At 39.9% G+C, this 23,517-nt stretch carries 22 protein-coding genes and 1 pseudogene; 16 read left to right on the plus strand and 7 right to left on the minus strand.

What is annotated here, in order from left to right; all coding sequences use genetic code 11:
* The first annotated feature begins 63 nt into the window (after positions 1 to 63).
* Positions 64 to 702 carry a pyridoxamine 5'-phosphate oxidase gene (pdxH, locus tag ACTRWE_RS16575; protein ID WP_462880354.1) on the plus strand — a complete coding sequence of 213 codons (639 nt, stop codon included), beginning with the start codon at positions 64 to 66 and terminating at the stop codon, positions 700 to 702.
* 13 nt (positions 703 to 715) lie between these two features.
* Positions 716 to 1,483 carry a TatD family hydrolase gene (locus tag ACTRWE_RS16580; protein ID WP_462880355.1) on the plus strand — a complete coding sequence of 256 codons (768 nt, stop codon included), beginning with the start codon at positions 716 to 718 and terminating at the stop codon, positions 1,481 to 1,483.
* On the opposite strand, the gene ACTRWE_RS16585 is transcribed toward ACTRWE_RS16580, so the two are convergent.
* Positions 1,450 to 2,070 (minus strand): AhpA/YtjB family protein, encoded by a 621-nt coding sequence (locus ACTRWE_RS16585; protein ID WP_021033158.1) that lies wholly within the window; start codon positions 2,068 to 2,070, stop codon positions 1,450 to 1,452. The two genes, ACTRWE_RS16580 and ACTRWE_RS16585, sit on opposite strands and share 34 nt — an antisense overlap.
* A gap of 142 nt (positions 2,071 to 2,212) precedes the next feature.
* Between ACTRWE_RS16585 and serB the strand changes: the two genes are divergently transcribed.
* Positions 2,213 to 3,238, plus strand: coding sequence for a phosphoserine phosphatase SerB (gene serB / locus ACTRWE_RS16590; RefSeq protein ID WP_462880356.1), 1,026 nt, complete (start codon positions 2,213 to 2,215; stop codon positions 3,236 to 3,238).
* Here serB and ACTRWE_RS16595 read toward each other — a convergent pair.
* A complete protein-coding gene (locus tag ACTRWE_RS16595; RefSeq protein ID WP_462880357.1) occupies positions 3,235 to 5,715 on the minus strand; it encodes a PilZ domain-containing protein in 2,481 nt (826 codons plus the stop codon). The two genes, serB and ACTRWE_RS16595, sit on opposite strands and share 4 nt — an antisense overlap.
* Positions 5,716 to 6,069: 354 nt before the next feature.
* Between ACTRWE_RS16595 and radA the strand changes: the two genes are divergently transcribed.
* Together radA and ACTRWE_RS16605 are read left to right on the plus strand one after the other, a co-directional pair.
* Entirely contained in the window at positions 6,070 to 7,455 is a 1,386-nt protein-coding gene (gene radA, locus ACTRWE_RS16600) for a DNA repair protein RadA (protein WP_013465693.1), read from the plus strand.
* Positions 7,456 to 7,540: 85 nt separating this feature from the next.
* Positions 7,541 to 8,473 carry a hypothetical protein gene (locus ACTRWE_RS16605; protein WP_462880358.1) on the plus strand — a complete coding sequence of 311 codons (933 nt, stop codon included), beginning with the start codon at positions 7,541 to 7,543 and terminating at the stop codon, positions 8,471 to 8,473.
* A gap of 92 nt (positions 8,474 to 8,565) precedes the next feature.
* Here the strand turns inward: ACTRWE_RS16605 and serA are convergent, their stop codons facing one another.
* The 5 genes from serA to metK form a co-directional block, all read right to left on the minus strand.
* Complete coding sequence (gene serA, locus ACTRWE_RS16610; protein WP_028833921.1) at positions 8,566 to 9,795, minus strand: phosphoglycerate dehydrogenase; 1,230 nt, start codon at positions 9,793 to 9,795, stop codon at positions 8,566 to 8,568.
* 9 nt (positions 9,796 to 9,804) lie between these two features.
* On the minus strand, positions 9,805 to 10,458 hold the full coding sequence (rpiA, locus tag ACTRWE_RS16615; RefSeq protein ID WP_013465690.1) for a ribose-5-phosphate isomerase RpiA: 654 nt from the start codon (positions 10,456 to 10,458) through the stop codon (positions 9,805 to 9,807).
* Positions 10,459 to 10,511: 53 nt separating this feature from the next.
* Positions 10,512 to 11,108: a 5-formyltetrahydrofolate cyclo-ligase gene (locus ACTRWE_RS16620; RefSeq protein WP_024602092.1), complete on the minus strand. Its 597-nt coding sequence runs from the start codon at positions 11,106 to 11,108 to the stop codon at positions 10,512 to 10,514.
* 18 nt (positions 11,109 to 11,126) lie between these two features.
* Entirely contained in the window at positions 11,127 to 11,672 is a 546-nt protein-coding gene (locus ACTRWE_RS16625; protein WP_013465688.1) for a hypothetical protein, read from the minus strand.
* Positions 11,673 to 11,811: 139 nt separating this feature from the next.
* Positions 11,812 to 12,963, minus strand: coding sequence for a methionine adenosyltransferase (metK, locus tag ACTRWE_RS16630; RefSeq protein WP_010387726.1), 1,152 nt, complete (start codon positions 12,961 to 12,963; stop codon positions 11,812 to 11,814).
* Between the two features lie 265 nt (positions 12,964 to 13,228).
* Between metK and tkt the strand changes: the two genes are divergently transcribed.
* From tkt to ACTRWE_RS16685, 11 genes and pseudogenes are all read left to right on the plus strand, one after another.
* Positions 13,229 to 15,220, plus strand: coding sequence for a transketolase (gene tkt / locus ACTRWE_RS16635; RefSeq protein ID WP_462880360.1), 1,992 nt, complete (start codon positions 13,229 to 13,231; stop codon positions 15,218 to 15,220).
* 380 nt (positions 15,221 to 15,600) lie between these two features.
* Positions 15,601 to 16,791 (plus strand): hypothetical protein, encoded by a 1,191-nt coding sequence (locus tag ACTRWE_RS16640; RefSeq protein ID WP_462880361.1) that lies wholly within the window; start codon positions 15,601 to 15,603, stop codon positions 16,789 to 16,791.
* Entirely contained in the window at positions 16,788 to 17,594 is an 807-nt protein-coding gene (locus ACTRWE_RS16645; protein ID WP_024602089.1) for a hypothetical protein, read from the plus strand. Before ACTRWE_RS16640 ends, ACTRWE_RS16645 begins: the two co-directional genes overlap by 4 nt.
* Positions 17,587 to 18,393 carry a hypothetical protein gene (locus tag ACTRWE_RS16650; protein ID WP_462880362.1) on the plus strand — a complete coding sequence of 269 codons (807 nt, stop codon included), beginning with the start codon at positions 17,587 to 17,589 and terminating at the stop codon, positions 18,391 to 18,393. Before ACTRWE_RS16645 ends, ACTRWE_RS16650 begins: the two co-directional genes overlap by 8 nt.
* Complete coding sequence (locus ACTRWE_RS16655; RefSeq protein WP_024602086.1) at positions 18,386 to 19,192, plus strand: hypothetical protein; 807 nt, start codon at positions 18,386 to 18,388, stop codon at positions 19,190 to 19,192. Before ACTRWE_RS16650 ends, ACTRWE_RS16655 begins: the two co-directional genes overlap by 8 nt.
* A gap of 454 nt (positions 19,193 to 19,646) precedes the next feature.
* Positions 19,647 to 19,961 (plus strand): pyrimidine/purine nucleoside phosphorylase, encoded by a 315-nt coding sequence (gene ppnP, locus ACTRWE_RS16660; RefSeq protein ID WP_024602085.1) that lies wholly within the window; start codon positions 19,647 to 19,649, stop codon positions 19,959 to 19,961.
* A gap of 189 nt (positions 19,962 to 20,150) precedes the next feature.
* Positions 20,151 to 20,507 carry a ribosome hibernation-promoting factor, HPF/YfiA family gene (gene hpf, locus ACTRWE_RS16665; RefSeq protein WP_013465684.1) on the plus strand — a complete coding sequence of 119 codons (357 nt, stop codon included), beginning with the start codon at positions 20,151 to 20,153 and terminating at the stop codon, positions 20,505 to 20,507.
* A 142-nt stretch (positions 20,508 to 20,649) separates the two neighbouring features.
* Positions 20,650 to 21,882, plus strand: coding sequence for an NRAMP family divalent metal transporter (locus ACTRWE_RS16670; protein WP_024602084.1), 1,233 nt, complete (start codon positions 20,650 to 20,652; stop codon positions 21,880 to 21,882).
* Positions 21,883 to 22,019: 137 nt separating this feature from the next.
* Positions 22,020 to 22,463 carry a hypothetical protein gene (locus tag ACTRWE_RS16675; RefSeq protein WP_024602083.1) on the plus strand — a complete coding sequence of 148 codons (444 nt, stop codon included), beginning with the start codon at positions 22,020 to 22,022 and terminating at the stop codon, positions 22,461 to 22,463.
* 64 nt (positions 22,464 to 22,527) lie between these two features.
* On the plus strand, positions 22,528 to 22,734 hold the full coding sequence (locus tag ACTRWE_RS16680) for a hypothetical protein (RefSeq protein WP_024602082.1): 207 nt from the start codon (positions 22,528 to 22,530) through the stop codon (positions 22,732 to 22,734).
* A 22-nt stretch (positions 22,735 to 22,756) separates the two neighbouring features.
* Positions 22,757 to 23,213 (plus strand): annotated as a pseudogene (locus tag ACTRWE_RS16685) (GNAT family N-acetyltransferase).
* The last annotated feature ends 304 nt before the right edge of the window (positions 23,214 to 23,517 follow it).

Consider the following 23,517-nt stretch of genomic DNA (forward strand, 5'->3'; position numbering starts at 1 on the left):
AGCTGATAGCTGATAGCTGATAGCTGATAGCTGATAGCTGATAGCTCTTTAGAAGGATTTGATATGAAACTCGAAGATATTCGTCGTGAATACCTGCAAGATGCGCTCAGTGAAGACAACTTGCTTGATGATCCGTTTAAGCAGTTTGAAACCTGGCTTGAGCACGCTGTTGCTAGTAACTTGCCCGACCCTACAGCAATGGTGGTCGCTACGGTTGATGACACCGGTCAGCCTTCACAGCGTATTGTGCTGCTAAAGCATTTAGATGATAACGGTTTTGTGTTTTTTACTAATACCGGTTCACGAAAAGCACAAGAGCTTAAAGGCAATAATAAAATTTCCTTGCACTTCCCATGGCACCCTATGGAGCGCCAAGTAATTGTGTATGGTGAAGCGCAGCCATTACCTACATCGGCTGTTGCTAAATACTTTTTATCTCGCCCTAAGGAAAGCCAATTAGCCGCTTGGGCGTCGCAACAAAGCCGTCCAGTTTCCTCGCGTAAAGTGCTAATGGAGACCTTTGCCAACATGAAAAACAAATTCGCTAAAGGTGAAATTCCGCTCCCTGATTTTTGGGGCGGGTATTGTGTTGTGCCGCAAAAAATCGAGTTTTGGCAAGGCGGAGCGCATCGCCTGCATGATCGCTTTATGTATCAGCGTCAGGCCGATAATAACTGGCAAATAACCCGCTTAAATCCTTAGTTGGCTGCTGGTTTTGCAATTTATAGACTCACACTGCCATCTTGATTTTAGTGAGTTTGATACAAACCGCGAATCACTTATTAATGTCTGTGTAGCTAAAGGCATTAATCAATTTATTGTGCCAGGCATTAGCTTGGCGCAGTCTCAAAAACTACTCGAGTTTAAAGCAACCTGCCCACAAATTAGAATAGCTGCAGGGCTACATCCTTATTTTTTAGAGCAACATCAGCAATCGCACTTAGAATCACTGTATAACTTTGCTAAAACAAACAAAACTCAGCTTGTGGCTATTGGGGAATGCGGGCTAGATCGCAGTATCGAAAATCTTGAAAAACAAACCTTTCTGTTTGAGCAACAAATAGCGCTTGCTAATGAGCTTGAGTTACCGCTGATTGTGCATCACAGACAAAGCCATGATTTAATAGCGCAATCGTTTAAGCGTTGTAAGCCTAAGAATGGCGGTGTGATCCATGCTTTTTCAGGCTCAATACAACAAGCACAGTACTATATAAAAATGGGCTTTAAGCTTGGAGTGGGTGGGGTTATCACCTATGAGCGGGCTGCTAAAACTCGTGCGGTTGTAGCAAAGCTTGAGTCACAGCATTTAGTGCTTGAGACTGATTCACCTTCAATGCCGCTAAATGGTTATCAGGGAGAAATAAATACCCCATTGCATATTCCTAAGGTGTTTGATGCGCTCTATGCTTTAAAGCCAAATAGCGATAAATATCGATTAGCTGAGCAGCTTTATGATTCGTGCTCTGACGTTTTTTGTATATAACGATTTACTTGCCAGCGTTTTAACCCTCGGCCTAATTGCCAAGTAAAAATACAAGCAATCACTAACATAAGTAGCACTTGGCGACCTAAATCATGAAAATGATTATGGCTTGAAGATACCGCAGCACGCGTTAAATAGGTAATAGATACAAAGCCAATAGGGCGATTGTCGTCAGAAATAACTTGTTCAACAAACGGTGTTTTTAACTTACTAATGCCAGGCGATGAGTCTGGTAATAAACCATATACATGATGTGATTGCCAGTTATCGCTGCTTGCAAGCACTACACCTTGTTTATCATAAATGGTGGCTGAAAGAACAAACTCATCTTTACTGATATTGTTGCATAAGGTGGTGAGCTGCGATTTGTTTTTTTCTATTAGCGGTTTTTTGGCATTCAGTGCCATAAACTGAGTGAGTGACTTGGCTGCACTATTGGCACTATCGTAAAGTAGTTGATGGCTTTGGTGGCTACTGTTTATTCCTACCCAGCTTAATAATACAAAGCAGCCCGCGGCCAATAACAAACGAATTAAACGCTTTTTTTGCGAGGCTGTAAGTGGATTTTTAAGATGGTTATTTTTCATAGTCACCGTATATGCTGCTGACAGCATTTTGATTTGATGTTACAACTACACTATAACCCTAAATCCCCCCTGATGGCGAATTTTGTGTCTCATATCCTTATTATCAATGAGCTAAATGTCAGGAAATATAAACGGAGATCCCATGTCGAACGCGAACATGGCACAGCAAAGCGCTGAGCTATTATCATCATCACTTATTCTTAATAAATGGTTTAGCTACCAACAAGGTGTTTTTACACCACTAAATATAACACCAAACAGAAACCAAGGGTTATTTAGTATTGCCTTTGGCGGTGATTTTAATATTCAGCATATCAATAGCATTATTGAGTTTTTTGCGTCTCACCAGCAAAAAGTAACGGCTATTTGTCAATATCAGCCAGATTTAGGGTTATCTCCGGCATTATGTTTTTATATAGAAAATGCAGAGCGCTCAATAAACCCACTTGAACTTCAAACTTTTGCAAATACCTTGGCGTGTCAGTTAGTGCAAGTAACCAGCCCCCCTGATTTACAAAAACCAGGATTATTGGTAATGGATATGGATTCAACAGCCATTACTATTGAGTGTATTGATGAAATTGCACGCTTAGCGAATGTATACGACGAGGTTGCCAACGTAACCGCGCAGGCAATGGCAGGTAAGCTTGATTTTAGTGAAAGCTTACACCAGCGTGTTGCCAAGCTTGAAGGCATTGAAAAGAGCTTAATTGATGAGCTTAAAAGTGCACTGCCTTTAATGCCAGGTATTAAAGCGTTATGCCAAATTTTAAAACACCACGATTGGTATTTAGCGATTGCATCGGGCGGCTTTGTGCCGTTTGCTGAGCGAGTGCAGGAGCTAATTAATTTGGATGAAGTGCATGCCAATGTGCTGGAATTTAAAGACGATAAACTAACAGGTAAAGTATTAGGTGGGATTGTTGATGCTGAACAAAAAGCGGTTGTTTTAAACGCGCTACAACAAAAGCTGGGGCTTGAAAAATGCCAAACAGTTGCCATAGGCGATGGTGCAAACGATTTAAAAATGATGGCTCAAGCTGGCTTAGGCGTTGCTGTACATGGTAAACCAAAAGTAGTTGAGCAAGCCCAAGCAGCTATTTGCCAAGGCTCGTTATTACAACTGTTATATATGCTGGCGGTTCCGCTAAACCCATCACAGGTTTAACGTAAACGATTTAACCAGATTAGCTTTCGTCTAGACATTTGCTCAACCTGTTGTTGGTTGAGCGCTAAATGCTCAAGTGCTTCATCACTTACATCAATAATGTCGCCCACACCTGATACAGACCATAATGCATCCTCTAAGTCTTTGGCCTTGTGAATTGCGTATTGGCTAACGTATTTTAGCTCGTTTGCTAAGTAGTCAGTATCGAGTCGACCAGTGCGAGAAATATATAAACGCATTATAAAAACCAGCTCAGATTTAAGCCCTTTACTTACTTGCTGTTTAAACTTGCTACAGTCAGTACCTAAAATACACTGACTGGTAATTGCATCGGCTATATTTTCTTTTTTAGGATCGAAGTTAATCACCAAACTAAATTCTAATGGCGAGTCTTGGCGAGAGCGCTCTTTAATATTCGGGGTGATCACATCAGCAATGTGCGCTTTAGTAATAATATTTGATAAGTCTGTTTTAGTATTTAGCAGTGAAAAATTTTGTAAAATAACATGCAGAGGGCTTGGATATAAACCAAATCCCATGGCGCCAATTTCAAAGTGAGCCATTGATTTATGTAAATATATTGGGAACTGGCAAAGTGTTTTGGTTACCATATTTCTAAGTGCTGTAGAAAGCCCAGGTACTTTAGGTGACTCTTCTGCTATTTTTAATTTTTGTTTATTGCTGTTAATTAAAAGAGTAAAAAAATCGACCCCAGTATGAGGCAATTTTTTCTCTACATGTGCTTTTAAATTAATCGTGGTTAACGATTTACTTACCGCCATTACTTCATATTGAATAAGACTTAATGAATAACTTTTGGTGATTTTTTGTAAATCAGGGAATGACAGCGACACGATATCGCCTTTTTTAAAGTTTACTTCTTGATTACACTCTAGCTGTAAACCAAAGACTGAAAAGTCCCGAGTATGGCCATGCAGTACTGAGTCACGGGTGTTAATAACGACGCTGGTTTTATAAAGGTAACGCTTATTAGAACGAAGGTTCACGTACTCTAACGGCACGGTATTTAGCTCCGGCGGTGATGCATGCTTACTGTGGCCAAACAATTTCAATTTATTGGCCAAGGCTTTATCAAATTCATACTGTTGATAATGCTGTTGTTCATGCTTATTACCTACTTGAGTAAGTAGCATTAAATATTTTACGTCTTTTATGGCGCCTTCAACACGTGGTGAAGGCGGTTTATTAAGTTTCTCAATATCCTTACCCAAAGAGTTAGGTAAAGATAAAGGAATATAAGCATCTTCAGTATGGCTTGGCATCAATTGTAATTTAAAGCAGCGCCAACTGTCTCTTCGGCTACCAAAACCAAAAAATAACGCTTTTAATTGTGCATGTTGCTCAAGCTCTGAACGAGTGGCTGAATAGTAGTAAATTTTTCCTGCAGAGACATGGGTAAAGGTATATAAATATTCCTCTTTTACAGCAACAGGTTTTAGTGCCAAGTTACTAATACGCTTATGGTTTAACACACTGTATAGGCAAGATACTTTGCGCTCATCGGTAAAGTAACGCTGAATAAACAGGCTGTTTTCTGTAGTTAAACTTAAGCTTGGATAATAAACACCGTTTTTTTGACTTATAAAAACGTATAGCGAATTGACCCTAGGAATGTAATATTGCTCGTATCCTTTAGAAATAACTGCATCGAGGGTGTTATCTAAGTTCACTTTGTAGCGGCGTTTATTGCCGTGAATAAAGCTTTCTAAAAAATGGTCAAACGCGGTGTTGTTTTCTTTAAATGTGCGTTTTAAGCGAATATGATTAAATTCATCCGAGGTGTTTTCTATCGCAACCACTTCGTATTCAATCCCATTTTTTAACCCAAGCTCAAAATCTTGTTCAAGGCCAACTAAGTGCATAACAATAAGCTGACCTTTTTTTAAGTTATAGCGGGATGCCAACTTAATTTTACAGCCACTGAGTGAAATATCAGAAGTACTTGCTTCAATTTTTGTTTGCTCATCGTACTCAATAGTAATTTTAATTGAGTAATTCATTCGCTCTTCGCTACGACTTTCATAAGCCGCAAACTTAATTACATCGGTGGGTAGTTCGGGTAATGGTTCAATTATTTTAGCTGGGGTGGTCGTTGATTTTTGCTGTAATACACGATAATTATTTTCGGTATTCATCACCGCTTCGTACACGGCAAGGGTGTAGCCTTTATGTTGTTTTATTGCTGCTTCGAATACTTCAATGGCGGTGTCATCCATAAAGTGTTGTTTACCGTTATGCTCATATGGTTTTACTTGGCCGGTTACTGAGCCACGCAGATCAATAAAGCGGTCTATCGGCTGAGATAAACGCGACATTTCCATTTTTATTAAAAACTGCTCGGGTTTGCTTAACTCGGCAGTTTTTGACTTGAAAATGAGATCAAACTTAGCATTTCCCAAATACTGTTTTAATTCATTTACAAGCGCTTCATGCTTGAGCAATACGTCTTCAGCCATTTATAAATCATCACCGTCTAATTTAAAAGTAGGTATACTGTTGCAATCATTTATTAGAGAATTAAATAAATCTAATATCGAAAAGTAGTTAAATGCGACCACGATATTATGCGTAACTATACTTTGTGTTTATTGTTATTCGTTATGAGCCAATTAATTGGCATGTTTTTATTAGCTTTTTAAAGCAAGAAGCATGCCCTAAAGCAGGTTAAATGAAACTACATCAGTATAGTGTGAGTGTGATACTAAATGCGCTATTCCACAAGGCGTTGTTGCTAAGGTAAAGCCAGCAATGGCAAAATAAGCGCTTAACAGTCAATATTTCAAAATAAAGAATAGTAGGTAAGGTTTTAAATGGCTAAAGCGGCAAAAGTAGAGTTTGTTTGTACAGAATGTGGCATGAACTATCAACGCTGGCAAGGTCAGTGTCGCTGCGGTGCGTGGAACACATTAGCAGAGTTTAAACCTTCTGCAGGGCAAAGCAAAAAAGTAGCAGCTCGTGCAAGTGTCGGTGGCTACGCCGGTGGTATTGGCGGTGGCTCTAAAAAAATTAATGAAGTAGCAACCTCAGAGGCAGAAAAACAGCTTACTGAAATTGGCGAACTTGACCGTGTACTAAGCGGCGGTGTAACCACCGGCTCGGTTAATATTATTTCTGGCGATCCGGGGGCGGGTAAAACCACGCTACTATCGGATTTAGTGGCAAGAATGTCTCAGCGCATGCCATCGCTTTATTGTACTGCTGAGGAGTCTTTGTCGCAGTTTAAAAACCGAGTAAACCGTTTAAAACTTAACTATAACGAAGATGAGCTCTATTTACTTTCTGAAACCAGTGTTGAAACCATTATTGAAGAGCTGGATAAAAACAAAATTAAGTTTGCCGTTATCGACTCTATTCAAGCCGTGGTCACCGACACCGCTAATGGTAGCCCTGGCTCACCCTCGCAAGTAAAAAGTGCCGCTCAAGCGCTAACCCAATATTGTAAGCAAAACGATGTCACTATGTTCATTATTGCTCACGTAAATAAAAATAATGAAATAGCTGGCCCGCAAACATTAGTGCATATTGTTGATGCACTGTTACATATTGATACCAACGATGGTCAAGTGCGTACGCTGCGTGCTAATAAAAATCGCTTTGGTGATATAGATACTGTGGGCATTTTTAAAATGTGTGAACGCGGTATGCTCAGTGTGGATAACCCCAGCGAAATTTTCTTATCCGGTTCAACCACTGAATCACCGGGGTCGACGATTACCTGTATTCGTAAAGGTAATCGTAATTTACTACTCGAAATTCAATGTTTAACCACTGAAACAGAAGCAGAATTTCCACAGCGAGTATGTGTTGGTTTAAATATGAACCGGATTAAAATGCTCACTGGTATTTTACGTAAACACACTAAAACTAAAATATTTCACGATACGTTTTTTAATATTGTGGGTGGTCTAAAAATTGATGAATCAGAAACCTGTATTGATTTAGCGCTTGTTACTGCACTTTTAAGTAGTTTGAACGAGTTTGTTGTACCTCGAACCACCTGTATTATGGGGGAGTTAAGTTTAAACGGTGATGTGCGTCCAATCGACAGTGGTGTACCCCGTGTTAAAGAAGCGGCGCAACATGGGTTTACTGAAATATTTATCCCATTTCGTAACTACCATAAATCGATGGAAGGGCTGGGTGCTAAAATAACGCCAGTTAAAACAGTGCACGAGCTACTGAGTTTAATTAACTAGCAAACAAAAAGTGCTTAACGATGCATGTTCTCAATGTTAGTCTTGCTTAAAGCCACTTATATAAAGAGTTTAATAAGGAAATGACATGAAAAAATTAGTGATTGCAGCCGCGATTATTGCTGCAGGTGTGGGTGGCGTGAGCTATGCAAACTATGTTGCAACACAAGAGGTACGTGCTGAGGTTGATAAACAGTTGGCCTTGGTCAGCGAACAAACCGGTGCTAGTTTTAACTACGCAGAGCTATCGGCGAGTGTTATTTCAAACAGTGTTGCCATTAGTAATATTGAAGTGACTAGCCCTGAGGGCGATAAAATTGCCACGGTTGAGCATGTTGAAGTGACAGGCTACGAAACCGATAAAATATCGCCACATACTGCTTTTACGTTAAAAAACTTCCAATTTGATAAAAGCTTTGTCGATACACTGCCTGCAGATACAAATACACAACTTGCCTCAGCCAGTTATGATTTACACTCTTCATTAGATTACGACGAGCAATCAGGTAACAGTGATATTGTTGTTAAGCTGCAAGCTAATGATATTGCTAGTATTGATATGGACATGGGGCTTGCTAACTCTAAAGCGCTTATGGATGCTTCACTTGAAATCAGTAAGGCTCAGCAAGCTGCAGGTAATACACCGCTTACTTATGAGCAAGAGCTACAACAGCAAACAATGATTATGCAAGCAATGAGTAAGCTAGAGCCACGTAATGTTAGCTTAGTTGTTAATAACCAAGGTGATCTTAAAGGCTTATTAGAAAGCGAGTTGGCAAAGCAAGGTATGACGTTAGAGCAAATGCAAACAATGCTTGATCAACAGCTTCAACAAGCACCTGTGACCGAAGAAATAGCCAAGGCATTAACTGATTTTGCTCAAGGACTAAATTCGTTTAGTGTGTCAGCAAAATTGCCTGAAGGTAAAACTATGATGGAAGTGAATCAGCAACTAATGATGTTAGCAGGACAACCCGAAGAGCTGGTTAAGTTTATAAATTTAGAAGTTAAAGGCAAATAACAGCGGTAAGTTACAAGCCGTCAGGATTCAATTTAAAACAAAAAAGCCGTACTTGATTATTCAATTACGGCTTTTATTATTTTAGCTGATAGTTAGTGAAGAATACGCGCTCTAATTGTACCTTCAACTGCACTGAGCTCTTTAAGTGCGACTTCTGAGTGATCTGTGTCTACATCAATAACCACGTAACCAATTGCTTCATCGGTTTGTAAGTACTGTGCGGCAATGTTAATACCGTGCTGAGCAAACGCTTGGTTAATTTGCGTTAGCACGCCAGGGCGGTTGTGATGCACGTGTAACAGGCGGCTGCGATTAGCAAGCTCTGGCAATGATACTTCAGGGAAGTTAACTGCGGTAATAGTTGAGCCGTTATCTGAGTACTTAGCGAGTTTACCCGCTACTTCAATACCAATGTTCTCTTGTGCTTCTTGAGTAGAACCACCTATATGCGGCGTTAAAATAACGTTGTCGAATTCACGCAGTGGCGATATAAATTCTTCATCGTTAGATTTAGGTTCAACTGGGAATACGTCAATTGCTGCGCCGCTGAGTTTTTTCTCTGTTAGCGCTTCTGCTAGGGCGTCAATATCAACGACAGTACCACGTGAAGCGTTAATTAAAATAGAGCCTTGCTTCATTACCGCCAATTCAGCCGTGCCAATCAGGTTTTTAGTTTGCGGTGTTTCAGGTACGTGCAAGCTAATAATATCAGCGCGTTGCAATAGCTGCGTTAAGTTATGTACTTGTGTCGCATTACCTAAAGACAGTTTGTCTTCAATGTCGTAATACTCCACGTTCATACCAATATTTTCAGCCATAATGCCCAACTGAGTACCAATGTGACCGTAGCCAATAATACCTAAGGTTTTACCGCGCGCTTCAAACGAGCCATTGGCTGTTTTTAACCAGCCACCACGGTGCGCAGCGGCATTTCGCTGTGGAATACCACGTAATAAAAGCAGTATTTCACCTAGTACAAGCTCAGCTACAGAGCGAGTATTTGAAAACGGAGCATTAAATACTGCAATACCGCGCTCACGTGCTGCGTTTAAATCTACTTGGTTGGTACCAATACAAAAACAACCGATAGCAACCAGTTTTTCAGCTGCATTTAATACCGATTCATTAATATGAGTACGAGAACGCAGCCCCACAAAGTGCACATCTTTAATGCGCTCAATAAGCTCGTCCTCAGGTAGCGATGTTTTAACGTAGTCGATATTGCTATAACCGTTACGTTTTAGCGTTTCAACAGCGCTTTGATGAACACCTTCAAGCAAGAGAATTTTAATTTTGTCTTTTGCTAACGATACCTTACTCATAACCATATCCTATTTAATTTGTGGCCCATTTTTTGTGCCGATAATCACTTTATCAGCACCGCGCTCTGCAAATAGGCCGTTGGTGACTACGCCAACAATTTGATTTATTTGTGTTTCAAGCTGTTTAGCATGGGTAATTTTTAAATTATGTACATCTAAAATAACGTTGCCGTTATCGGTTACAACACCTTGGCGATACACAGGATCACCGCCAAGTTTTAATAATTCGCGGGCAACATAGCTGCGCGCCATCGGAATAACTTCAACTGGCAGCGGGAAATCCCCTAAGGTATCGACTAGTTTGGTGTCATCAACAATACACACAAACTGTTTAGCCACTGCCGCTACTATTTTTTCACGGGTGAGCGCTGCACCACCGCCTTTAATCATTTCGTTTAGAGCGTTAATTTCATCTGCGCCATCAACGTATACATCCAGAGCATCAACATCATTTAGCTCAAATACTTCTATACCAAGTTCTTTTAAACGTGCTGTAGACGCTTCTGAACTAGATACTGCACCAACAATGGTGTCTTTTACTGTGCCTAAAGCATCAATAAAATGATTAACGGTTGAGCCTGTACCAACACCCACTATGGTGTTTTCTTTTACAAACTCCAGTGCAGCCCATGCAGCTGCTTTTTTTAATTCATCTTGTGTCATTGCTATGTGCTCATTTATGTCAAAAATAGACTGTTAGTTTACAAGATTAATTGTTACCAACAGTAGGTTTTATTGGGTGTAATAATAGTTTTAAGAGGCACATCCCACGATTCAATTGGGAGCTTATCCACTTGTTGGCATTCGTGTGCTAGGCCAATAAGTTGTGGTTGCTGCCAGTTTTCTTCGTGTAAACGTGCCAAGGTTCTATCGTAAAACCCACCCCCCATTCCAAGGCGATTACCAAATTTATCAAATGCAACAAGTGGCATAAGTAGATAATCAAGCGCTGGCAATGGGCATATTTGAGAGCAGTTCAGCTTAGGCTCCAAGATACCATAGCGGTTTGCCCTCATGGGTGAGTTATTTTCATATCGTTGAAATAGTAAATTAGCCCCGTTGAAAGGGTGAATTATAGGTAAGTAAACATGCTGTTTTTTGAGCCATAATTCTTTAATTAACAATGATGTATCTAGCTCTCCATCATTGCTTAAATAAATGGCGATATGTTTTTTTTTAGCTATTTTTTGGCTTTTTATATATTGAATAAAATTCACTTTAAGCGAGTGGGCCGCTATTTCTTGCTGGTTTTTTGATAGATTATTCCGTGCTTTACGAATATCGAGTCTTATTTGTGCGCGATTATTGCTCATTAAATAACTAAACCATAATTAAAAAGAGAATAAGTTCGGGAACATTAAATACACAGCAAGCACAATAAGTAATATTACAACTGTGGCAATCAGTGAATATAAAACAAGGTTACTGCGTTTTTTGGGTGTTGTAGAGAGTGGCTCATCTAGCATTAAATCGTCATCTTGCCATGGTTCGTCATTTTCATCAGGCAGTGATAACTCAACCTCGGGGAGACGTTGCTCAAGATCCTCAAGTTTTTCTTCAAGACGAATTAAGCTACTAGTAATGTAATCTAGGGCATCAAATAAGCGCTGATCTCGCTGGCTGTCGTGCGCTTTTTGAGAAGTAGCTTGTGTAGGGGCTGTTTGCTGAAGTTTGCTTTTGATCCCCAGCGTTGAAAGTAACTTAGCTTGCTTAAGGGCTTTCTCTTTGTTGCTAGGAGCAAACAGCGGCTTGCCATTAAAAAATGCCGCCACCTTTTCAGGTGAGGTTTTTAGTTTTTCTGTCAGTGCATTGGTCACTGCTTGGCTGTCTGCGCCTTCTGCAAGTCCTACAAATATAACACGAAAATTGTCGGCCATTTTTTATCCCTAACACGCTTTATTGTATAAGCAGAGTATATACCTAAAATGTTAAACAGTTCGAGACTGTTTTATGACTAACTTAATACACATAGCAAAACGGCCCTAAAAAGGGCCGTTTTAATATTAGCTAGGTGGCTTACAGGCCAGCTGCTGCGCGAAGTGCGTCTGCTTTATCTGTGCGTTCCCATGGGAATTCATCACGGCCAAAGTGGCCGTAAGCCGCTGTTGGAAGATAAATAGGGCGCTCAAGATCAAGCATTTGAATTAGGCCGTAAGGGCGTAAGTCAAAGTGTTCACGAATAAGTTCGATTAAACGCGCTTCTTCTAATTTACCTGTGCCAAATGTTTCAACACTGATAGATGTTGGCTCTGCAACACCAATAGCATAAGACACCTGAAGTTCACACTTGTCAGCAAGGCCAGCAGCAACAATGTTTTTAGCAACATAACGTGCAGCATAAGCCGCTGAGCGGTCAACTTTTGATGGATCTTTACCAGAGAAAGCACCACCACCGTGACGAGCCATGCCACCGTAAGTATCTACAATGATTTTACGACCAGTTAAACCACAGTCACCCATTGGTCCACCAATTACAAAACGGCCAGTTGGGTTAATAAAGAATTTAGTGGCACTAGTAATAAGCTCAGCAGGAAGTACTGGCTTAATAATCGTTTCCATTACCGCTTCTACTAAATCACTTTGCGATACATCTTCGCTGTGCTGAGTAGAAAGTACAACGGCATCAATGCCTACTGGCTTGCCATTTTCGTATGCAAACGTAACCTGTGATTTTGCATCTGGACGTAACCAGTTAAGCTCGCCGCTTTTACGTACTTGTGCTTGGCGTTGTACTAAACGGTGAGAATAAGTAATTGGAGCAGGCATTAATACTTCAGTTTCGTTACATGCGTAACCAAACATTAAGCCTTGGTCGCCAGCGCCTTGCTCTTCAGGGCTTGTACGATCAACACCTTGGTTAATGTCAGGAGACTGTTTACCAATAGTGTTTAAAATTGCACACGAATCGGCATCAAAGCCCATATCTGAGTGTGTGTAACCAATTTCACGTACTGTTTTACGTGTAATTTCTTCGATATCAACCCATGCGCTAGTCGTGATTTCACCACCAACCATAACCATACCGGTTTTAACGTAAGTTTCACACGCTACACGGGCATGAGAGTCTTGCTCTAGGATAGCATCAAGTACCGCATCAGAAATTTGATCGGCGATTTTATCCGGATGACCTTCAGAAACAGATTCAGAAGTAAATAAATGTTTTGCCATTGTAATTATGCTCACAAATATTGCGCTTCACAAACGTCGGTATTAGCGCTAAAAAATTAAGGCGCGTATTTTATCTAAAACAAATGAACTTGCATAGTTTTTTTACGCCTAGACGTCTAAATAAAATATCTAATAGTAAATGGTTCTTAAAAAATATTCATAATGCCCTATTTTTATGGGTTTTTAATTGCACACAGCCCCCACAATAAGTAAGAATGGGGATAAATAAATACCCGCGCAAATACATATAAAGGTAGGAGAATTCATGCCATCTCGCAAAGAACTTGCAAATGCTATTCGCGTCTTGTCAATGGACGCAGTACAAAAGGCCAAATCTGGTCACCCTGGAGCCCCTATGGGCATGGCTGATATCGCAGAAGTATTATGGCGCGATTATCTAAAACATAACCCAACAAATCCAGAGTGGGCTGACCGAGATCGATTTATACTCTCAAATGGTCACGGTTCAATGCTAATTTATTCTCTACTGCATTTAAGTGGTTACGACTTGCCACTGGACGAAATTAAAAACTTCCGCCAAATGCATTCTAAAACACCAGGCCATCCAGAATATGGATACGCGCCAGGAATTGAGACCACTACGGGCCCATTAGGTCAAGGGATCACAAATGCGGTAGGTATGGCGATTGCTGAAAAAGCATTAGCAGCGCAGTTTAACCGTGAAGGCCACGACATTGTTGATCACCACACGTATGCGTTTATGGGTGATGGTTGTTTAATGGAAGGTATTTCTCATGAAGCATGCTCACTAGCCGGTACATTAGGCCTAGGCAAATTAGTGGCATTTTGGGATGACAACGGCATTTCAATCGACGGTGAAGTTGAAGGTTGGTTTAGTGATGATACCCCAGCACGTTTTAAAGCATACGGCTGGCATGTAATTAGTGACGTTGATGGCCATGATAGCGATGCAGTAAGTACAGCAATTGCAGAAGCTAAAAGCGTGACTGATAAGCCAACACTAATTTGTTGTAAAACTATTATTGGTTACGGCTCACCTAATAAATCAGGTAGCCACGATTGTCACGGTGCACCACTAGGTGATGACGAAATTAAAGCGTCTCGCGAGTTTTTAGGTTGGACGGGCGATGCATTTGAAATCCCTGAAGATATTTATGCACAGTGGGATAACAAAGAAAAAGGCCAACAGCTTGAAGCAAGCTGGGACGAAAAATTTGCCGCATATGAAAAAGCATACCCAGAGCTAGCAGCAGAATACAAACGCCGTACACATTCAGAATTACCAGCTGACTGGGCTGAAAAATCACAAGCGTACATTGAAGAGCTGCAAGCAAATCCAGCAAACCCAGCATCACGTAAAGCGTCGCAAAATGCATTAAACGCGTTTGGTCCGTTACTACCTGAGTTTATGGGTGGCTCTGCCGATTTAGCAGGTTCAAACTTAACAATTTGGGATGGCTCTAAAGGCTTAACGGCAGACGATGCAAGTGGTAACTACGTTTACTACGGTGTGCGTGAGTTTGGTATGTCGGCAATTATGAATGGTATTGCACTTCATAAAGGCTTTATCCCTTACGGTGCAACGTTCTTAATGTTTATGGAATACGCACGTAACGCGGTTCGTATGGCTGCATTAATGAAGCAACCAAGCATTTTTGTATACACGCACGATTCAATTGGTTTAGGTGAAGATGGTCCAACTCACCAACCAGTAGAGCAAATTGCCAGCATGCGTTTAACGCCTAACCTTTACAACTGGCGCCCATGTGACCAAGTTGAGTCGGCAATTGCATGGCAACAAGCTATTGAACGTAAAGACGGTCCTACATCATTAATCTTTACTCGCCAAGGCTTAGAGCAACAAGCTCGTGATGCCCAGCAATTAAGCGACGTTAAAAAGGGTGGTTACATCTTAAGTTGTGACGGCAATCCAGAGCTTATTTTGATTGCAACGGGTTCTGAAGTACAGCTAGCGCAAGACTCTGCGAAAGAGCTACGTGGGCAGGGTAAAAAGGTACGTGTTGTATCTATGCCATGTACTGATGCGTTTGAAGACCAATCGCCTGAGTACAAAGAAAGCGTATTACCAGCAAGCGTTTCACGTCGCGTAGCGATTGAAGCGGGTATTGCTGATTACTGGTACAAGTATGTAGGCCTAAATGGCGCCGTAGTCGGTATGACCACCTTTGGTGAGTCGGCACCGGCAAACGAGCTATTTGAGTTCTTCGGCTTTACGGTAGGAAATGTAGTTAACAAAGCAAACGCATTGTTTTAAGCGACTGCTTTAACATTTAAAAGCCCGCCCTGCGTAAAATAGGGCGGGCTTTTTTTATTTCAGAGCTGACAGATTTAAGCTGTCAGCTGTCAGTTTAACTCACAGGTAAATTTACAATGGGGGGAGGTTTTAGCACTAGTTATTAATAAAAAGTTGTAGTGAAAGTCGTGCTTTAGGCGGCGTTAAAACAATCAAAGCTGTTACCATAAATGATGATTGGCTTTGACTTCAAAGGCGTTTAGAGCTAATTCATTCGCTTTAAGCGTATACTAAGGCTGGTAAACGTCCAAATAAAGGTAATTACAGCATAAAATTATTTTTGCTCTAAAAATTAGTTTGCAGTATCATTTCGGGCACAGACTCATTTACAAGGAAGAAATATGTCTTGGTCAAAACTCAATAAAACTATCGATGCCCATTCCGTTATCCCTCTTGACGCACTTAGCTGTCGTAATTTTGGTGTTAATCTCCCCGCTAACTTCCCATTTAATAAAGCTAAATTTACTTGTCAAGCTCTCGCTATGCTATCGCAGCTCAATGACTATGATTTAAAAATGGTGTGCGCCGATATCATTCAAATTTGTGCGAACCCTAATGCTACAAACTCAATTAAGCATAGCCGTAACCCGCTGCGTCGTTTATGGCGAACAAAATATCCATTTCGTAATTACCATTTTTTAATACGTTATAGTTTGGAGTCTAATTTCATCTCAATAACAGATGTATTATTTGATAAGCAGCTACAAGGAGCTAAAGATGTTTTTTCAGCTGAGCGCACCATGCTTTATGAGGTTCAAAGGCTTAGCAACCATAGCTACGATAAATCAATGGATAGAAAAGAGATAAGGAAAATACAAGGAGCGTGGGATGAAGATGTTACTCCTACTACACGAATTAACACACAGCATGCGGCGGTTAACGGTATGCAAAATGAGCTTACCAAAGCCACATGGTTAATGGGCACCCATCTTGACAGAGCTTACGAGGGGGACGGAATAAAGGCTTATACGTTATTTCATAACCCAACAGATAGGCCAAAATTGGATTTAGTGGAGTGCGCCTTTGACAGACGCTCGGGCACTAAATCCCACAATGCTCAGCATTTAGCAGCCGTGCTGGCACAAAATAATCAGCAAGGTAAACAAGTAAAATGGCTAGCTCACAGTCAAGGGGCAATCATTTTTTGCGCTGCATTAGAGCATTATCGTATTCACTATGGTAAGCCACTTAAGGGCCAGCAACTCGCCGTGCATGGTTCAGGCTCAAATGTCGATCGTTTAAAGCGCATTGCCCAAAGTACGGGGCTAAAAATTATTGCTGTGCGTAATAACCCTTATGATTTAGTGCCTAATCTAGCGGGGTGTAATGACTTATCTTCAAGTAGTTTTGTGCGTTCGATGAAATTCAGAGGTTTTGTTAAAGGAGGCGATGCAGGTGCAAGCCCACACACTTTGCCATTTTTAGGTCTAGTAACCTATGCAGACCAATTGCAACTGCTAGGCTATAACGATAAGGCCGATATAGTAAGAAAGTTTATTAAAACTCTACCGCCAACGGATGCGCGATTATGATCAAATTAGCCAAGACTTTTTACCGTGGTTTTATTGGCGGGCCCAGCTTCGACAACTGTATTCACCACCGTCTTATTCTAGAAGAAAAGCTACTCACTCTCGATATGCCTAGCAGTAATGTTGCTGCTGTACCGTCTACCATTGACGTGTCGTTTCCCTATAATTCAAAAAGTTGGTTTAATCAGCACAAGGAAGATTATTTCCATCACGTATATGTGCATATGCTTACAGAAAATTGGATGTACTTGCCACCAATAAGTTATCTGCCAAGCAGTGAGTATGGCATGCTTAGTTGCCAACTAAGGATTAAACAATCTAATGAAATCAATGTACTGGATACCGTGCAACTCAAGCATTTTGTAATTGAATCATACGATAACTTCCATTGGGCCCCTGATGGAAAAAACACTAAGATTAAAAATGATACCACTTTAGAATCAAGTAAAATGGCCGTCCCCTTTGAGCCAGATGAGTTAGAAGAAGAAATTTTAGGTCGTATTGAATCTTATGGAAAGCCGCCATTACCTGCCGCTAAAGAGGTTGTGATTAATAATCGCCAGTGGGTGTTTTACCAGGTAAAAAAAAGTAATAGACGCTCTCGCCAAGATTTTTATTGTTTACCATTAAGTGAGCATGCATTTTTAGAGGTTGAATTTAATCATCGTGTTGACCGCTCAGATAAGCATAAAAAATGGGCTAAACATGCACTTGAATCACAGCAGCGAATCATGGAATCAATTAAACTCAGTAATTTACCCCCCGATCACGATAATTTAATTACTGATAATTCTAAGAATGATTAAATTAGCCAAGGCTTATTACCGTGGCTTTGTCGGTGGGCCCAATTTTGAAAATTGCATCCACTATCGCTTTATTTTAGAAGACAAACTACTCACTCTCGGTGTGCCAGATAGCAATGTCGCAGCTGTACCGTCTACTATTGATATCTCATTTCCGTATAATTCAACCAGCTGGTTCAACCAGCATAAGGAAGATTATTTATATCATGAATACGTGCATATGCTCACTGAAAACTGGATGTATTTGCCACCAGTTAGTTATTTGCCCAGTAGTGAGTATGGCATGCTCAGTTGCCAATTACGGATTAAACAAACCAATAAAATCAATGTGCTTGATATCAGCCAATTAAAACATTTTGTAATTGATGAGTACGATGATTTTCATTGGGCCCCAGATGGAAAAAACACTAGAATTAAAAATAGTACTACCTTAGAGTCGAGTAAAAGAGCAAACCCTTGGCAGGGGGAAGCTTTAGAAGAAGAAATTTTAGGTCGTATTGAAGTTTATGGTCAGCCGCCATTGCCTGCGGCTAAAGAGGTAATTATTAATAATTACCAGTGGGTGTTTTACCAAGAGTGCAGAGGTAATGTTCTTTCTCGCCACGACTTTTATTGTTTGCCATTATGTGAGCATGCTTTTTTAGAGGTAAAGTTTAATCATCGTGTTGACCGCTCAGATAAGCATAAAAAATGGGCTAAGCATGCACTTGAATCACAACAGCGAATTATGGAATCAATTAAACTCAGTGATTTACCCCCAGATCACGATAATTTGATTGCAGATAATTCTAAGAATGATTAATTTAACCAAAGCTTTTTACCGTGGTTTTGTAGGAGGCCCTAATTTTGAAAATTGCATCCACCACCGTCTTATTCTAGAAGACAAGCTGATAACACTCGATGTGCCTGATAGCAACGTCTCAGCAGTGCCGTCTACCATTGATGTCTCGTTTCCTTATAATTCAACCAGCTGGTTTAACCAGCATAAAAAAAACTATTTACACCATGAATACGTGCATATGCTCACTGAAAACTGGATGTATTTGCCTCCAGTAAGTTATTTACTAAGCAGTGAGTATGGCATGTTTAGTTGCCAACTGCGTATTAAACAAACCAATAAAATCAATGTTCTTGATACTATGCAATTAAGACGCTTTGTAATTGATGAGTATGATAATTATCATTGGGGGTCAGATGGTTATAACACTAAGCTTCAAAATGATACTAAGCTAGAGTCGAATAAAAGAGCAAACCCATGGGAAGGCGAAGCACTGAAAAAGGAAATTTTAGGGCGCGTTGAATCTTATGGTTATCCGCCACTGCCGGCAGCTAAAGGAGTAATTATTAATGATCGCCAATGGGTGTTTTATCAAATAAAGAAAAGTAATAAGCATTCTCGCCAAGACTTTTATTGTTTACCATTAAGCGAGCATGCATTTTTAGAGGTTGAATTTAATCACCGTGTTGATCGCTCTGATAAGCATAAAAAATGGGCTAAGCATGCGCTTGAATCACAGCAGCGAATCATGGAATCAATTAAACTCAGTAATTTACCCCCCGATCGCGATAATTTAATTACTGATAATTCTAAGAATGCTTAACGTAATCGAAGCGTTTTTATGGCTTTTAAAAGTTAAAAAGTCCACCCTGCGTAAAACAGGGCGGGCTTTTTTATGAGTTGTACTTTTATCACTTCCTCTAAAGCATAGCGTCTCATCGCCCTCTTTGTGCACAAATTATTAAAAATTTATTTGAACACAGAGAAGCGAATGAGAAGAAAATGAGGCAATACAAAAACCAAATTAAAAAATTAGTTTAGCTGTTTGATTACTGCCTCTAAAGCGAAGCGTCTCATCGCCCTCTTTATGCATAAATTACTAAAAGATCTGTTCGAAACTCGCAGCCCATTGCTCGAAGCATATCTCTCTATAAAGTCGTTCATTTTTAATCTTTTGGCTTCTAAATGAGTAATTTTCACAGCACTTAACTTGCAAGGTTTTTATGTATCAGGCACTGTGGGGGTAACAAAATTATAAATTAACAACAGGAGTTAACATGCCAAAGTTCGATAACGTTAGTGTGGTTAAAAAAGCCAATGTGTATTTTGATGGCAAAGTATCAAGCCGTACTGTACTTTTAGGTAACGGTGAGGCGAAAACCTTGGGTTTTATGCAACCCGGTGAATTTGAGTTTAATACTAACCAAAAAGAGTGCATGGAGTTGTTAGCAGGGCAGTGGGATGTATTACTACCTGGTGAAACACAGTGGAAAACATTTAATGCGGGCGAGTCATTTAATGTTGATGCTAATGTGAGCTTTCATGTAAAAGTAAGTGATTTTGCAGATTATTGTTGTTCATACACCGATTAATTTGTTGGTTGATTAAATTTTCAACACCTCTAAAGGCCGCTTTAAAGCGGCTTTTTGCATACTTAATGCTAAATGAATGATCTAAATCAGGTGGGGTAATAAATAATTGCGTAATTTTCATTTTTTCTCTTGTGTTAATTCGTTTAGCCCCCAATACTAACTATGAGGTAACAAATAAAAGGATACCCTATGAAAATTAATCTTTCTGGTCACCATGTTGACGTTACTGATTCTATTAAAGAACACATTAACGAAAAGTTCTCAAAAGTCGCGAGCCATTTTCCATCATTGATATCTCTAGATATTATTCTTTCAAAAGAGCATCATAAGTTCCAAGCAGAAATTAGCACAAATTATGAAGGTGCGCGTATATCGGTTAAAGGGGAAAACGAGGTTATGTACCCAGCCATTTCCAGCGCAGCTAAAAAACTCGATGCCGCACTAAAGCATCGTAAAGGGCAAATAAAAGCGAACTTACATGAAAAGCCTGTAAGTACCACACCTGAAATAGCACATGAAATCATCCAAGAGATGGATTTAAATTAATAACTAACAATGTGTTATTTTTAAAAAGAGCCTAAGGGCTCTTTTTTATTGTCTGTAAATTAGGTAAATTATGCATTCACACAGTTTATTAATGATTAAAATTAATAATAAAAGCACATAACACACCAAATTTGAGAAGTTAATGCAGTACACACAAAGCACATGGAAGTCTCGGTTAGGAGCGCTCGGCCCAGGTATTTTAATGGCTACCGCTGCCATTGGTGGCTCACACTTAGTTGCATCGACTCAAGCTGGCGCATTATTTGGCTGGCAGCTATTTTGGCTTATTGTGGTGGTTAACGTTTTAAAGTACCCGTTTTTTCGTTTTGGTATGGAATACACACTCGCTACTAAAAATAGTTTAGTCGAAGGGTATAAAAACCAAGGGCCTGGCTATTTTTACAGTTTTATTGTATTGAATATTATTGCCGCGGTGGTAAATACCGCGGGCGTATTGTTGCTTACTGCGAGCTTATTACACTACGCATTACCGATTAGTATTCCCGTTACCTTATTGTGCTGGTTAATATTGGCTGCGTGTTTAATTATATTATTACTAGGGCACTTTAAAGCACTCGATAATGTTGCAAAAGCTATTATGGGGCTACTTACTATAGCAACCATAACCGCATTAGTTATTGCTATAAATAACGGCCCTGTAGCTCCTGTAAACTATGTTGGCCCCTCACCATATGAACTTGCCATGTTAGGCTTTATGGTTGCCTTAATGGGCTGGATGCCAGCGCCTATTGAAATTTCGGCTCTGAGCTCGTTGTGGCTTAAAGAAAAACAAGCTCAGCAAAGTGTGACTAAAAGCCAAGGCTTATTCGACTTTAATGTAGGTTATTGGTTAACCGCCGGGCTTGCGCTGGTATTTTTTAGTTTAGGTGCGTTAGTGCAATATGGGCAAAGCAGTAATATAGAGCTTGGCGGTGTAGCCTTTGCTAAACAGCTGATTGATATGTACGCATTGACTATTGGCGAGTGGGCAAGGCCTTTGGTATCTGCCATCGCGTTTTTGTGTATGTTTGGCACCACACTCACCGTGCTTGACGGTTACGCCCGCACACTTAACGAATCGCATAAACTTCTTGGTTTTAAGCAATCAAAACATAGCTTAAATACGTGGCTTATATTACAAGCATTGGCCGGTATGGCGGTGATCTTATTTTTTAAATCAGCTCTTGGGCCCATGCTTACCTTTGCCATGACGCTTGCGTTTGTAACCACACCGGTTTTTGCATGGCTTAACTTCAGCCTAGTTCGCTCAGAGCCTGCGATTAAACACAGTCTACTTTTGCGTGGCTTAACCTGGTTAGGCTTGGTGTACTTGGTTGGTTTTGCTATGGCGTTTGTGGTTTGGAAGTTGATGTAATTTTATATTCGAGGTTCGAGGTTCGAGGTGAAAGGTACAAACCAAACGATCTCTGCATAAATACCGGCTAGTGTGGACCACGATAGCCTACGGTGGGCGAGAATTGGCCTGTCAAAAGTAATAGCTAGGTGAAAAAGATGATCATACTTGAAAGCCAAGTATTTAAGACAATCCCTAAGTCTTCAGAACAGAGCTTTATCTTTTTAAATAATACGCAAACAGATAAAGTTGTTGATGGTACTTATTTGGAGCTTTGTATTAAAGCAGGTTGTAAATTCCTTGTCTTTATGACTGATGACACTCCTTACGAGGATATGCTTCATATCCATCTCTTGAATGAGCGCCTTGATATTGTTGATTCAGCTACGATTGGTAGTATGTATTCAACGGGATCTTTTCGAAATTATAATATTCAAAACTCGAACACGTTAACTTTTCATTTTATTGGCGATACTAAATGGAAAATAGAAATACTAGATAGTAAGGAGTTCTTATTTCCTCTTATTTCTTCACTTAAAGGGGTTTCGAGAAAGAATATTTTTTATCAATATTTTAAAATTTATAACAACCTTTCGTTATAAACCTTGTAACTTTAAATTGTCCTAGGTAATCATTATCTTATGTTTAATCTACAAGGAAGAAACTATGATATTTAATATGCTCATTACAGACAACTTCGCATCATTTTATGATGAGGATAAAGAAGTACATATTTTTATTGATAGTTTTGATAATCAAAAGTTTGAGATGCGAATAGGGGGCTTAGAACACTCGAAATCAGTCGGTAGCGTTTTAGCTTCTAGTCATGATGAGTTAAATATAAGGTTATTAGCGCTTTATATTAAATATTAATACACGGAAAAATGAGTTGAAAATGGAAATAAGAACAGGCGAGCTTTCAAACCCACACGTTATAAAGTTACTACAAGCGCATCATAACGATATGCTAAAGCACTCACCTGTTGAGAGTGTACATGCACTTGATGTGAGTAAACTCACTCAGCCCAACATAACATTTTATAGCTTATGGATTGATAATAATTTAGCGGGTGTAGGTGCATTAAAAAGCGCTCAATACAACTCATGGCGAAATTAAATCAATGCGTACCTCAAGTAACTATTTATGCCAAGGCATGGCGGCTAAGTTACTCACGCATATTATTAAGCAAGCAGCACTGCGAGGTTACAAAACAATAAGCTTAGAAACTGGAACAGCAGAGGCATTTTTGCCCGCACAAAAGCTCTACGTCCAATTTGGTTTTAAAGAGTGTGAACCGTTTGGGAATTATGAACTAGATCCGTATAGCCTGTTTATGAGTAAATCGGTTTAAACTAAAATGACCGAGAAGTAACGTTTTGTAGTTATATGATTTAAATATTATCCGCATGGCTCTTCAGAGCGATAACCGGTCATTGAAAGTGGCTAAATATCGTCGTTAATTGATTGGTTAAGCTGTTCTTTGCGCATATATTCATGAAAATGAGCGACGCGCGCATTATTGCTCTATTAAACTTTACTTAAAATTCTAGAAAAATTAGTCATAGTAATACATTAGGTTATTTGTTAAAACTATATCATGCAGAAAAATGAGTGTTTAGTCGGCAGAAATATGCGCGATGAGCGCACTATTAAAA

Source organism: Pseudoalteromonas sp. G5_S1_54_S4, from assembly GCF_054968565.1.

Coding starts and splice junctions, on each gene's coding strand:
- ACTRWE_RS16640 (WP_462880361.1), top strand. CDS start 15,601: ATGTCTTGGTCAAAACTCAATAAAACTATCGATGCCCATTCCGTTATC.
- serA (WP_028833921.1), bottom strand. CDS start 9,795: ATGAGTAAGGTATCGTTAGCAAAAGACAAAATTAAAATTCTCTTGCTT.
- ACTRWE_RS16595 (WP_462880357.1), bottom strand. CDS start 5,715: ATGGCTGAAGACGTATTGCTCAAGCATGAAGCGCTTGTAAATGAATTA.
- ACTRWE_RS16670 (WP_024602084.1), top strand. CDS start 20,650: ATGCAGTACACACAAAGCACATGGAAGTCTCGGTTAGGAGCGCTCGGC.
- ACTRWE_RS16680 (WP_024602082.1), top strand. CDS start 22,528: ATGATATTTAATATGCTCATTACAGACAACTTCGCATCATTTTATGAT.
- hpf (WP_013465684.1), top strand. CDS start 20,151: ATGAAAATTAATCTTTCTGGTCACCATGTTGACGTTACTGATTCTATT.
- ACTRWE_RS16620 (WP_024602092.1), bottom strand. CDS start 11,108: ATGAGCAATAATCGCGCACAAATAAGACTCGATATTCGTAAAGCACGG.
- serB (WP_462880356.1), top strand. CDS start 2,213: ATGTCGAACGCGAACATGGCACAGCAAAGCGCTGAGCTATTATCATCA.
- ACTRWE_RS16650 (WP_462880362.1), top strand. CDS start 17,587: ATGATTAAATTAGCCAAGGCTTATTACCGTGGCTTTGTCGGTGGGCCC.
- ACTRWE_RS16605 (WP_462880358.1), top strand. CDS start 7,541: ATGAAAAAATTAGTGATTGCAGCCGCGATTATTGCTGCAGGTGTGGGT.
- tkt (WP_462880360.1), top strand. CDS start 13,229: ATGCCATCTCGCAAAGAACTTGCAAATGCTATTCGCGTCTTGTCAATG.
- ACTRWE_RS16585 (WP_021033158.1), bottom strand. CDS start 2,070: ATGAAAAATAACCATCTTAAAAATCCACTTACAGCCTCGCAAAAAAAG.
- ppnP (WP_024602085.1), top strand. CDS start 19,647: ATGCCAAAGTTCGATAACGTTAGTGTGGTTAAAAAAGCCAATGTGTAT.
- pdxH (WP_462880354.1), top strand. CDS start 64: ATGAAACTCGAAGATATTCGTCGTGAATACCTGCAAGATGCGCTCAGT.
- ACTRWE_RS16675 (WP_024602083.1), top strand. CDS start 22,020: ATGATCATACTTGAAAGCCAAGTATTTAAGACAATCCCTAAGTCTTCA.
- ACTRWE_RS16655 (WP_024602086.1), top strand. CDS start 18,386: ATGATTAATTTAACCAAAGCTTTTTACCGTGGTTTTGTAGGAGGCCCT.
- metK (WP_010387726.1), bottom strand. CDS start 12,963: ATGGCAAAACATTTATTTACTTCTGAATCTGTTTCTGAAGGTCATCCG.
- radA (WP_013465693.1), top strand. CDS start 6,070: ATGGCTAAAGCGGCAAAAGTAGAGTTTGTTTGTACAGAATGTGGCATG.
- ACTRWE_RS16645 (WP_024602089.1), top strand. CDS start 16,788: ATGATCAAATTAGCCAAGACTTTTTACCGTGGTTTTATTGGCGGGCCC.
- ACTRWE_RS16625 (WP_013465688.1), bottom strand. CDS start 11,672: ATGGCCGACAATTTTCGTGTTATATTTGTAGGACTTGCAGAAGGCGCA.
- rpiA (WP_013465690.1), bottom strand. CDS start 10,458: ATGACACAAGATGAATTAAAAAAAGCAGCTGCATGGGCTGCACTGGAG.